General features: G+C 46.6%; 15 protein-coding genes. 11 read left to right on the forward strand and 4 right to left on the reverse strand.

The window, feature by feature from the left end; genetic code table 11:
- Window positions 1–54: 54 nt before the first annotated feature.
- A complete protein-coding gene (locus BDT_RS08505; RefSeq protein WP_015090829.1) occupies window positions 55–1,149 on the reverse strand; it encodes a DegT/DnrJ/EryC1/StrS family aminotransferase in 1,095 nt (364 codons plus the stop codon).
- A 217-nt stretch (window positions 1,150–1,366) separates the two neighbouring features.
- Between BDT_RS08505 and BDT_RS08510 the strand changes: the two genes are divergently transcribed.
- Window positions 1,367–1,654, forward strand: coding sequence for a type II toxin-antitoxin system RelE family toxin (locus tag BDT_RS08510; protein ID WP_235046318.1), 288 nt, complete (start codon window positions 1,367–1,369; stop codon window positions 1,652–1,654).
- A complete protein-coding gene (locus BDT_RS08515) occupies window positions 1,644–1,952 on the forward strand; it encodes a helix-turn-helix domain-containing protein (RefSeq protein WP_015090830.1) in 309 nt (102 codons plus the stop codon). Before BDT_RS08510 ends, BDT_RS08515 begins: the two co-directional genes overlap by 11 nt.
- Here BDT_RS08515 and BDT_RS08520 read toward each other — a convergent pair.
- Entirely contained in the window at window positions 1,949–2,419 is a 471-nt protein-coding gene (locus tag BDT_RS08520; protein WP_235046319.1) for a hypothetical protein, read from the reverse strand. The two genes, BDT_RS08515 and BDT_RS08520, sit on opposite strands and share 4 nt — an antisense overlap.
- Before the next feature lie 391 nt (window positions 2,420–2,810).
- Here BDT_RS08520 and BDT_RS08525 point away from each other — a divergent pair, with 391 nt between their 5' ends.
- From BDT_RS08525 to BDT_RS08545, 5 genes are all read left to right on the forward strand, one after another.
- Window positions 2,811–3,026 (forward strand): helix-turn-helix domain-containing protein, encoded by a 216-nt coding sequence (locus BDT_RS08525; protein WP_015090833.1) that lies wholly within the window; start codon window positions 2,811–2,813, stop codon window positions 3,024–3,026.
- The gene (locus BDT_RS08530; protein ID WP_041577451.1) at window positions 3,023–4,285 is read left to right on the forward strand and encodes a type II toxin-antitoxin system HipA family toxin; all 1,263 of its coding nucleotides are present in this window, start codon (window positions 3,023–3,025) and stop codon (window positions 4,283–4,285) included. The genes BDT_RS08525 and BDT_RS08530 overlap by 4 nt, the downstream gene beginning before the upstream one ends.
- Before the next feature lie 179 nt (window positions 4,286–4,464).
- The gene (locus BDT_RS08535; protein WP_041577453.1) at window positions 4,465–4,878 is read left to right on the forward strand and encodes a hypothetical protein; all 414 of its coding nucleotides are present in this window, start codon (window positions 4,465–4,467) and stop codon (window positions 4,876–4,878) included.
- A gap of 32 nt (window positions 4,879–4,910) precedes the next feature.
- A complete protein-coding gene (locus BDT_RS08540) occupies window positions 4,911–5,489 on the forward strand; it encodes a hypothetical protein (RefSeq protein WP_148278776.1) in 579 nt (192 codons plus the stop codon).
- 17 nt (window positions 5,490–5,506) lie between these two features.
- Window positions 5,507–5,995: a hypothetical protein gene (locus BDT_RS08545; protein ID WP_041577456.1), complete on the forward strand. Its 489-nt coding sequence runs from the start codon at window positions 5,507–5,509 to the stop codon at window positions 5,993–5,995.
- Between the two features lie 27 nt (window positions 5,996–6,022).
- Here BDT_RS08545 and BDT_RS08550 read toward each other — a convergent pair whose 3' ends face one another.
- Window positions 6,023–7,498, reverse strand: a complete 1,476-nt coding sequence (locus tag BDT_RS08550) for a nitronate monooxygenase (protein WP_015090835.1) — start codon at window positions 7,496–7,498, stop codon at window positions 6,023–6,025.
- Between the two features lie 297 nt (window positions 7,499–7,795).
- Between BDT_RS08550 and BDT_RS08555 the strand changes: the two genes are divergently transcribed.
- Window positions 7,796–8,266, forward strand: a complete 471-nt coding sequence (locus BDT_RS08555) for a mobile mystery protein A (RefSeq protein ID WP_015090836.1) — start codon at window positions 7,796–7,798, stop codon at window positions 8,264–8,266.
- Window positions 8,263–8,850, forward strand: coding sequence for a mobile mystery protein B (locus tag BDT_RS08560; RefSeq protein WP_015090837.1), 588 nt, complete (start codon window positions 8,263–8,265; stop codon window positions 8,848–8,850). The genes BDT_RS08555 and BDT_RS08560 overlap by 4 nt, the downstream gene beginning before the upstream one ends.
- 8 nt (window positions 8,851–8,858) lie before the next feature.
- Here the strand turns inward: BDT_RS08560 and BDT_RS08565 are convergent, their stop codons facing one another.
- The gene (locus tag BDT_RS08565; RefSeq protein ID WP_041577458.1) at window positions 8,859–9,281 is read right to left on the reverse strand and encodes a PPC domain-containing DNA-binding protein; all 423 of its coding nucleotides are present in this window, start codon (window positions 9,279–9,281) and stop codon (window positions 8,859–8,861) included.
- A gap of 101 nt (window positions 9,282–9,382) precedes the next feature.
- On the opposite strand from BDT_RS08565, the gene cysK reads away from it, so the two are divergent.
- Window positions 9,383–10,372 (forward strand): cysteine synthase A, encoded by a 990-nt coding sequence (gene cysK / locus BDT_RS08570; protein ID WP_015090839.1) that lies wholly within the window; start codon window positions 9,383–9,385, stop codon window positions 10,370–10,372.
- Between the two features lie 3 nt (window positions 10,373–10,375).
- On the forward strand, window positions 10,376–11,122 hold the full coding sequence (locus BDT_RS08575; RefSeq protein ID WP_015090840.1) for an endonuclease/exonuclease/phosphatase family protein: 747 nt from the start codon (window positions 10,376–10,378) through the stop codon (window positions 11,120–11,122).
- Window positions 11,123–11,154 lie beyond the last annotated feature (32 nt).

An 11,154-nucleotide genomic window follows, 5' to 3' on the forward strand; every position in this document is an offset into this window, starting at 1 on the left:
GTATTGAATGCTTAAATATTTTTTCGCACGCAATCTAATTGTGTGCGAAAAAAGCTACTTTTGACCAAGCGCCACCTTCACCGCCTTCACCACCTCATCCTGCGTCTCCTCATCCAAATACGGATGCATCGGCAAGCTCACAACACGGCTCGCTGCCAACTCGGACTTCGGATAAGCCCCCTTCTGATATTGACCCGCATAAACCGGCTGCAAGTGCAAAGGAATCGGGTAGTGAACCGCTGTAGGCACACCCAGTGTTTTCATCTTTTCAATGAAGCTGTCACGGTTGTCGACCTCAATCGTGTACTGAGCATAAGCTGAAGTGTTTTCAGGCAAGATACGCTGAATCGGAGCAATACCTTCCAATAGCTTATTGTAACGAGCAGCCACTTTGTGGCGAAGCTGAATCTCGTCATCAAAGATTTCCATCTTTGCCAAAAGGATGGCCGCCTGAAGAGTATCAAGGCGGGCATTCATGCCAATGTCGGTGTGATAGTATCTTCTAGCCTGACCGTGCGTTCTTAGAACTTTGATTTTCTCTGCAATTTTGTCGTCGTTGGTGAAACAAGCGCCACCATCGCCATAGCAACCCAGAGGTTTGGATGGGAAGAAGCTCGTGCAGGAAATCGTCGTCAGGTTGCAGGACTTTTTGCCCTTATAAGTGGCACCAAAGCTTTGCGCAGCATCCTCAATGGTCACAATGCCGTGTTTTGCAGCGATAGCCTCAATGGCTTCGTAATCAGCGCACTGGCCGTACAAACTTACAGGAATGATCGCTTTGGTTTTCTTGGTGATTTTTTCCTCAATGAGGCTGGCATCTATATTGTAAGTTTCTCTGTCGATATCCACAAAGACTGGGACTGCGCCAAAGAAGCTGATGACTTCAGATGTGGCAAAGAAACTGAATGGAGTTGTGATGACTTCGTCGCCCGGTTTGATCCCAATAGCCATCAAAGCCAGCATCAGAGCATCGGTGCCGTTGGCGTTAGAAATACAATGTTTGGAGCCAGTATACTTTGCAAGACGTTCTTCAAGTTCAAACACTTCAGGACCCATGATGTACTGACCATTCGTAAGAACGGTGTTAATTCTTTCTTGAATCTGTTTTTGAATTCTTTTTTGCTGTGATTTTAGATCAATAAATTCCACGACATAGTCCTTTTGGATAGGACTTGTATCTTGTCGATAATTGACCCAAAACTCAAGCTGCCGATAGGGGAATCGTGGCTTGCGATGCGTCGATGCGGCAAGGTTCAGAGGTGGGCCCGGAGCCCGGATATCCAAGCACCCACCCCTTCGGTCCTCGGGTATTTCACTTTTACATACATTGTGCAGCTTATCGGTTAACTGTTGAAAAGTAAACCTAATGGGTGTACAAATGTATAGAGTTGAGCTCGGTAAATATGCTAAAAAAGCCCTTGGGCGCATCCCAAAATATATTGTGGCCAACCTTCTGGACTGGGTTCAGGAGGTTGAAGATAAAGGGCTTGAGAAGGTGCGGAAAATACCCGGATATCACGATGAGCCTTTATTGGGGGCTTGGAAGGGATATCGGTCGATTCGCTTAAGTCGTTCTTACAGAGCGATCTACTTCGAGGATGATGGCGAGCTAAAAATTATTACAATTGTCGAGGTAAGCAAACATGAATACTAAAAAGAAAAGTCAGACAGTTCGATTGCTGGAAAAGTCTCTGGGTGAAGAGCTGACCTTCGGGCTTCGTTTGTCATCAATACGTAAGGCAGAAGGTTTTACTTTAGAGACCTTTGCTGAAAAGCTTGATATCTCGAAGCAGCATCTAAGTGATATCGAAAAAGGGCGCAAGGCGGTCAGTCCCGAGCGGGCCGCACGCTTTGCGCAAGCTTTGGGATATGCTGAGGATCGATTTGTTCAGTTGGCATTGCAGGATCTGCTGCAACATGCGGGGCTTAAATATAAAGTTCAGGTGTCTTAAAACCTCAACCGCACCCCAATCCCCACGTCCAAATCCACATCCGTCTCCGGCGTCAAATCCACCGCAACGGAAAGCTCCCCAAAGATCTCAATGTCCGGATTATTAATATTATAAAGCAGCCCCAACGGGGCCCGCGGCCCGATAGCCAGCTCGCCATCGTGCTCACCCTTATTGAAATTAATCAACCGCACCCCAAGACCATAATACATCTCAATCGGCCCACCACCTTGCACAGTAAAAGTCCGGGCGCGGTCCCAAAGATAAGTGGCGTGGATATGAAGTCCGGAGTGGTCCCCCGTGGCATAGGCCAGGGCGCCTTCGATGGAATGCTGTCCATCCAGGGAAGCTCGTCCTGAGATCCCCGATGGATCGCCCAGCACAATACCGATGGCATTGTCGGCAAGGGCGTTAGAAGTGGTAATCATCATTGATAGAGACAACGTCGCTGCTGCCATTAACTTCTTCATGAAGTCCTCCGCTGAAGTTCATTATCCGCAATCGAATAAAGAACTCCATATAAAAGAACAACCTGTTTCAAGCTGAGTGGCAACAGTCAAAAACATCGACAGTTTGTTAAACTTAGTTCGTCATTTCTGCGGGCTTATTCTGGATATTCGATTTGCACCTTTCTTTTGACTTCTGGAAGGCCTACGAGCAGGGGGAGTGATAAACTTCAAATATTGAAGTTTATCACCCCTAAGACCATAGATCCCCCTTTAGTCGCCCACAGGCAACTTTCTCTATTAAAATCTAGTGTTTTCGATAAAATGTTGCCTGAAGACAACTTTTAGTGGATTTCCCCCATAATTCCATTAAAATATTTACTGTAAGCAACTTTTGGAGGTTCATGTGGAATATATGCGTATTACAGGTGCTTCTCAATTGGCAGAAGAGGTCCGGAAGATTCGCAAAGAGCAAGGTATTACCAGCGAAAAGCTCGGGCAGTATGCTGACCTTTCTCGTTATGCCGTTTTGAACTTCGAAAATCAAAAGTCGGACATCAAGTTGTCGACGCTTTTGAAAATTCTAAAGCTTTGCAATATCGAGATTTATATCAAGGTCAAAAGCAAATGAAGCGGCCGTTGAATGTCTTTTACAAAAAGCAACATGTTGGAGTGCTGCTGAAAAAGCCTGATGACACTTTGGGTTTTTCATATTCAGAAAAATGGATTTCTGGGAAAGATTCTTTTGTTCTGTCGCCAGCCTTGCCATTGCAAAAGGACGAGTTTAACAATCGCCTGACCAAGGCGTATTTCGACAATCTTCTTCCTGAAGGTGACACTCTAAAGCTGTTTGAACAAATTCTGAAAAAAAGCTTCGAGGATCCCTACCAACTTTTGGAAAGCTACGGTCTTGACTGTGCGGGAGCCCTTGAAATTACGCCGTTGGACGAGGCGCCAGAGACGGTATTAAAAGGGGATCTGGAAGAGATTTCATTTGAGGAAATAGACCGGGTTATCAATAACAAAGAAAGCCTGTATGTGCACAGCCTTGTGAGCCATAAAGGGCGTTTTTCATTGGCCGGGGCTCAGGATAAAATTCCGGTGATTTTTCAGAGCGGGAAGATTTTTTTGCCGGCGGATGCAAGACCCACAACTCATATTCTAAAGCCACCCACTCGGATATCGGGAGTTCTAAATTCGGTGCAAAATGAGTATCTGTGCATGAGGCTTGCGGGACTTTGCGGACTGAGTATCCCGGCTATTCAGTTGGTCGGGGAAGAGCATTTATTATTCTTAGTAGAGCGTTACGATCGTAAAATCGAAAAAAATGGAACGGTTGAGCGCCTTCATCAGTTCGACTTGTGTCAGGCCCAAGGGGTCCCTTCTGCAGAAAAGTACGAGGAAGGTGGTGGGCCGTCATTTGCGCAGAATTATAAGGTCGTAGGGGATATTTCGGACAATAAGATTCAGGATCTCGAGGCCATCTTGAAGTGGCTGGCCTTTAATTTGTTGGTTGGAAACAACGATTCCCATTCTAAGAATCTGTCTTTTTTATACGTAGATGGCCATACTCAATTGGCACCTATGTATGATTTGCTTTCTACTAGCATCTATAAAAATATGTCGTCGGCATTTGCGTTCTCGGTCGGAGGGCAGCGACAGCCAGCGAAAATGAAAAAGAAAAATTTTGAGATGTTGGCTGAAGAATTGGGTTTCTCTAAGAAGAAAGACATCTTTGTGAAAACTCTGAAGGAGATGTCCGTATTAGTGGAAGAAAAAGTGGAAACGCTATGGTCAGAAATCGCGGATGATGATCGCTTTAAGTATATTAAAGGTAATCTTCGCGGCGAAATTCAAAGCCGTTTGAACCTCTATAAATCCGTGCGATGACGCGAACTAAGACTTAAGAAAAACTTGATATTTACATATAATTTACATATACAATATCTTTTTGTAGAATATGGCTTATTTAACTATTTGAAAATACAGGCTTAGTATTGACTTAAACTGAGTTTAAGTGTTTATTGATTTGGTCCGATAACCTGTTATGATGAAAGAGACTCTTTGTTATGCCAGCACATTATCCCCTTATAGATGTGAAAAAGCTGGTAGAGGAGGAACTGAATGACTCATCTGCAGGGAAAGTTATTTTTTCGGCCAAATCTAGATCGATTAATGCGGTTATTGCTGTGCATAAAAATCTTAAGGGGCACCGAATGACTTCGGAAAAAGCGGCCCAGTTTATTTTGTACAGGCTGTTGGAGATTCAGGAGAGAGATTTCTGTAAAACTAAAGTCGGGCAGTGGGATGATCCACACTTTATTGTGGATCAATATGGGTTTTCCTACGAAGGCGTATCGTATTTTATTAAGTTCAGAATTGATTCTCAATCTGGAGAGCTTGACGAGATTTCTTTTCATCCATTGGAAAAAGATATGATTTTAGAAAGTGGTGTAACTTTAAAGGCACAAGGTGGTGTGTGATGAGGCGCTGTGGAGAGTGCGGTAGCACATACTTGAGTAAGAAAAACATTAAAGGTTCTTTGCACCCATGGAAAGATTATTCTCAGGTGGAGCTTTTGTTGGATCAAGAGGTCTTGACCTGCGAAAAGTGTGGAAATCAGATTATGACAGTGCAGGATCTGAGGAATTTGGATGAGAATATTGCACAGTCTTTGTTGCTGAAAATCAATAATGCGATTACCTATCTTACGACGAAATACAAAGTAACCCAGGAGGACTTGGCGATAGCTTTGGGGCGGACACCTGAATACATATCAATGATTAAAAATGGCAAGAAAAAGCCAAGTTTCGGTACTTTTAATCTTTTGATGAGCTACCAGTTGAATCCTCAGATGCTTACGTCTTTAGCCGGGGTAAAAATTGTTGAGCCAGTTCAATTGTGGGAGGGGCCTCGTCTTTTAAAAGTTTACGTTGGGGGGGCGTTGCCGATACGCAGATGGCGGACTCTCGTTTGGCAAAACAGTATTCTGAAATGTATCGTCGGCAATGGAGTGAGGCTGAGTCGGTCGGAGCTGGCCCTGAGAATGTTGAGATCGGCGCGTATCCAGTTTATCATCCAATCAGCAGATTGAATTAACGGAAGATGAGTATGGAAGAGCAAAATGTAGAGAAAGATGAAGGAGTTTTGGCGGGGCTTGTGAAGCAGCTTGAAATGCAATCCGTAAGTCTTGTAGGTGTTGATTTGCATATTTCTTTGCCCGCGGATGTGGTGGATTTTGGGAAGGTCCGGTGGGAAGTGAGTCATGATTACAAATGGCAGCAGCTTCCGTCAGATAGTGGAGACAAAAGTGAAGTATTTTGTTTTGTCTCTACGGATGTACTAGGAAAGTACATGGCGGGCACACAGGAGTACAATTATCTTGTCGACGGAAAAGTATTGTACGGAGGATGCATGTTTGTTGTTCGCTACAAGATTCCATCTTCTGTTGTTCTTAATGATGAGACATTGATGCTGATTGCAGGGAAGTGCGCAAGTATTCATGCTGCACCATATGTGAAGAGTTATTTGGACGCTCAACTAAGTCAGATGGGTGTTAAAGGAGTCACTCTTCCTTTATCTCTGATAAGCGGTGTTTAGAGAAAAAGGGGATCCCCCTTTTTTCTCTCAAATTAAAGATAGTTGGGCTTCTACTGTTGTTTGGGCACTTTCCTCCAAGCCCAGCAGATAAGCCACAACGTCTTTAGCGCTGTAGGAACTTTTCCCACGAAGCATACGAGCAACATTATTCAAGTCATCCCCCGCAGTCAGCAAAGGCTGCTCTTCCACGCCACCGGCCTGGATTTGGCCCATGCCCACGTCAGCCATCAAAGCATTGCACAGACATTTACGTCCCACTGTGTCTTCTTCCAAGCCGCCTTTTTTAACATAATCATTCACCGGTTCAGCAGGGCAGCGTTGGCCCACACTGCCGTCAGGTTTCTGATAAGCATGGCGCAAGTAACCCAGATCGCAAATGCGTTTGCGGGAAAGGTACAAAGCCTCTTCAGAAATAGTTCCAGAAAGGCGCACGGCCTTAAATGGAAAACCTGTCGGCGAAGAGCGTGGATCCGTAAAGATCCAGCCACCTTCAGGAGCTGTTTCAGTCGTGATTTTTTTCAAAGCCTGGGCTTTGTGTTCTTCCTTCACGCCGGATTCTTCCGAGAAGGCAAACAAAGTTCCCACCTGAACACCGTGCGCACCTTGAGCACGAACTTCAGCCAGCTTTTCCGGAGTCGCATAATAGCCCGCCATCCAGAACGGCAGCTCTAGTGCCGCCATTTCTTTCAAGCACACTTCATCGCGAGTTCCATAAACCGGCTCACCACGCTCGTTCAGTTTCATCGGACCACGCGGAGGCGCATTGTGGCCGCCAGCCAAAGGACCTTCTACGATGAAGCCATCCACGCGACCCGTGGATTTCTTTTTCAGATTCGCGGCTAAAATTGCAGACGAAACAATCGGGAAGAAGTAAGGGCGTTTTAATGGAACAAGCTCAGTGCCTTCCATCACAGATTGCGGATCAAAAGAAGTGATCCCGTCTTCGGAAGCTCCAGCCACCGGAACCTTCAAAGTCGCTTTCAGATTTTGAGAAAGCAAATCCAAGGCACCCGGGATTTCCCGCGGAATACCCGCACCCATAATAACGTAATCCACACCCGCCAGCAGGCCGCCGTAAAGGCAGGCAAGGTTTGGCAGAACGACTTTTTCCAAAAGATTCAGCCCGATCACGCCATTGTGCCCCTCGCGCGCCAGCCACACTTCAACGAAGCTTGCCGCCACAGTCAGTTGCAACAAAGCTTTCGGGGATTCCAGATTGAACATCGGAGGACGTTTGTAGGCTTGAGTCGCAGGACGGCCGCCTTCAATAAAATAAGTATCCAGAATCTTTTGAGCGATTTCCTGGGAAGGGAAGGCTTTCAAAGCACGGCGGCAGTCACCGGCAATATCACCATCTTGCAGACGACGAACCAGAACTGAATTGATCGCAGTTCCAGAAACAACGCCCAACTGGCCTGTTTGAGAAACTGTTTTTGCCAAACGCCAGTCAGAGACTGCGATCCCCATGCCACCTTGAATTACGATCGGATGATTAAATTGCATCCGAGCAATCTATCGGGGGCCGAAGTAGGGTTGCAAACATATAAGATATCTCGGGTTGCTTTTTTGATTGCACCGCATCGTGGTTAGCCCAAAAGGTCCAGTATTTACATATAATTTACATATCTATTGACCAGGGTCGGGCTCTGAAAATAGAGTCGAAGAGTCCAGTGGCTGTTGGTCACTCTAAAACCACACAAAACGTCTATCTATAAGTAGATAATTTATATCTATAGGTCTATCTATAAATAGACGATAAGATGTATTATATCTATCTATAGATAGACGATTGGGGGTTTTGTGAAATCTAAAACGGCCAAACTTCGACGGGCGCAGTTGGATCAACAGTTTATGACAGCACATGGAATCAGCTCGGTGAAAACCCCCAAGACGGGGTGGGTTCGCGAAGTGCGTACCGCTCTGGGGATGTCGATGAGTGATTTGGCCGCGCGCCTTGGGGTGATCAAACAGCGTATTGAAGGGCTTGAAAAAAATGAAGTGGCTGGAACGGTCACGATCGAATCCTTAAGAAAGGCGGCAGAGGCTATGAACTGTGATTTCGTTTATCACTTTGTCCCAAAGCAGGGGTTGCAAAAAACCTTAGAATCCCAAGCCAGCAAAGTCGCCGAAGAGATCGTCAGATCCAGCGAGCATTCCATGAGCCTTGAATTGCAAAGCACTTCCAAATCCGCACAGAAAGCTCTTGTCGAAGAAATCGCGCTTGAACTTTTGCGCAACGAAGACCGCCGTATCTGGAGTTTGAAAAAATGAAGATCCCGTCCATTCCCGGAGCCACACCTTTGGATGATGAGACCTTGCGCGGTCTGATCCCGGGTTTAACGACTCACGGGGAGCTGGATGAATTCGAAGCCGCCAATATTGCGCGTGCCATGTTGTGGGCTGAATCCAGCCGGTCCTTGAAAAAAGACCTGCTCAGTATGTCGGGACTTAAGCGCCTGCATCAGAAGATGTTTGAAGACACCTGGATTTGGGCCGGTGACTTAAGAATCCGTCAAACCAACATCGGCGTGTCGCCGCAGACGATTCAGAGTGATATGGCTATTTTGCTGGGTGATATCAGCTACTGGTTGAAAAATCAGACTTTCCCGCTTGAGGAAATTGCCATCCGTTTCCATCATCGTCTGGTTTATATTCATCCCTTTCCCAATGGAAACGGGCGTTGCGCGCGATTGGCAACAGATCTGTTTTTGAAGCAGCAGGGGGTTGCAGGTTTCACGTGGGGGCTTGGCAGTTTGGCGCAGTTGGGAAAAGCCCGCGAAGAATACATTCGCTGTCTAAGAAAAGCCGATCAAGAAGGGGACTATGGCCCCCTTTTGAAATTTGCGAAAAGTTAGCAGCTGCTTTACCGCTTCTTTATCACCAGTTCTTTGTACTGAGTGTGACCATCCACTTCCCGGTGGAATACCAGCTCATGATTTTCCAAAAGCACGATTTCAGCGGTTGTATGAATTAACGATCCGTCCATCAGATGACCGCCAATGACTTGGCCTTCAAAGTTGCTGATGGACATGTGCAAGTGCGCCCCATCGGGCCCCAAAGTTCCAGACAGGGACACAATCTCAAACGGCCCTTGAAACTCCACCACGTCCTTGCCGCCGGACATGCGCAGATGGGCTTTATCAACGCTGCCAACGGCGCTTACGACGCAGGCCGCCTGAAGGTGATACTTCTGGCAATAGAACAAGAGCTCTTTTTTAAGGTCCTGCCCCGGTCTCAAACGGAAACAATAACTGGTGTTCGAGCTGGAAAAAGGTTCAGTTGCCATCAGATTTCCCCTTATTAACGAAATGAAAAAAAATTTTATAAACTTCATCTTTGTCCGGTCCCGCAACGGGAGTACTATTGAAGAACGGAGATCGGCATCTTATGAAAATATATTCTGATATCACAAAAACCATTGGTCAAACCCCCTTAATTGAAATGCAAAGAATCGGCAAAGACTTGCCGGGGCGTTTGTTGTTGAAACTTGAATTTTTCAATCCCCTGGGATCCGTCAAGGACCGCATTGGCCTGGCGATGATCGAAGACGCTGAGCGCTCAGGTCAGCTTAAGACCGGAATGAAAATCATTGAACCGACAAGTGGCAATACAGGGATTGCGTTGGCCTTTGTGGCAGCAGCCAAGGGTTATGACATCACACTGACCATGCCAGAAACCATGTCCCAAGAGCGTCGTACATTGTTGTTGATGTTGGGGGCGAAAATCATTCTGACTCCAGGTCCATTGGGTATGAAAGGCGCCATCGCCAAAGCCATGGAGCTTCTTGAAAACACTCCGAATGCGTGGATGCCTCGTCAGTTTGACAATCCTGCAAATCCGGCGATTCATAAAGCAACCACGGCGCTTGAGATCTGGAACGACACCGACGGTAAAGTCGACATGGTCATCAGCGGAGTTGGAACATCCGGCACGATCACCGGCGTGGGCACCGTTCTGAAAGAAAAAAACAAAAACATCAAAATCATCGCAGTCGAGCCTGCAGAAAGCCCGGTGCTTTCCGGCGGCAAGCCAGGTCCGCATAAAATCCAGGGCTTGGGCGCAGGCTTTATTCCTAGCGTGATGGACAGATCCGTTGTTGATGGGGTCGAGCAAGTGTCATCTGAAGAGTCCATGAAAGTGGCTCGCGAAGTGATTAAAAAAGAAGGCATTCCGGTGGGGATTTCATCGGGTGCAGCGATCAGCGCAGGTCTTCGTCAGGCGGCGAAAGAGGAAAATCGCGGGAAAAATATTGTCGTGATCATTCCAAGCACCACCGAACGTTATCTGTCGACGCTGCTGGCAGAGCAGGAAAGAGCGGAAGCCCAAAGTCTTCCGGTTGCCACCGTGGATGAAAATTATCTGAGTAAAGTGAAGTAAAAAATGGTTCCCTTTATCGTTCCGGCCAAAGAAAAAGTACTGCTGAAGATCGGAGAAGCCCCTAAGCTTCCCGAAGCGCCTTCGCAGTTTGATATCTTTGTCTGGAACGTTTACAAGGGGCAAAAGGCTCATTTGTTTGAACAGGATTTCAAGCGCCTGGGTGAAAACAAGGACTTTATCTTCCTGCAGGAAGCCTTGCTGGATCAACGCATGCCCGCGATGTGGAGATCCGATTTTTCAGCCTACGAATGGCACCTGGCTCAGAGCTTTCATTATAAGAAAGACCTTTCCAGCACCGGGGTGGCGATTGGCTCAAGACTGACGCCTCAGTCAGTTGATTTTATTCGCGCCAAAACCCGCGAGCTGTTCTGGCTGACGCCGAAATTAACTTTATTCAGTGAATACAGCTTCGGAGACAAGAAGGCTCTGTTTGTGTGCACGCATGTGCTGAACTTTGTGACCTTGAAAGCGTTCACATCCTCACTTTATGAAATCGCTGAAAAGATCTCGCGCTTTGACGGGCCGGTGGTATTGGCAGGGGACTTCAACACCTGGAACTTTAAGCGTTATATGATCATGAAATCCATCTTCCGTGATCTGGGTCTTGAGCATTTGGATTTAGAAGACGATGGTCGTATTCTAAAGCTCGATCATGTCTTTGTGCGAGGCTTTGATGTGGTGAAAGCCAAAGTCCACCACACCATCGTAAGTTCCGATCATTTCCCTCTGGAAATCACCCTAAAACTCTAAAAAGTTCCTGGTTCTTTTTCGGGTCTACACTG

The sequence above is a fragment of the Bdellovibrio bacteriovorus str. Tiberius genome (assembly GCF_000317895.1).
GTDB classification, from domain to species: Bacteria; Bdellovibrionota; Bdellovibrionia; order Bdellovibrionales; family Bdellovibrionaceae; genus Bdellovibrio; species Bdellovibrio bacteriovorus_F.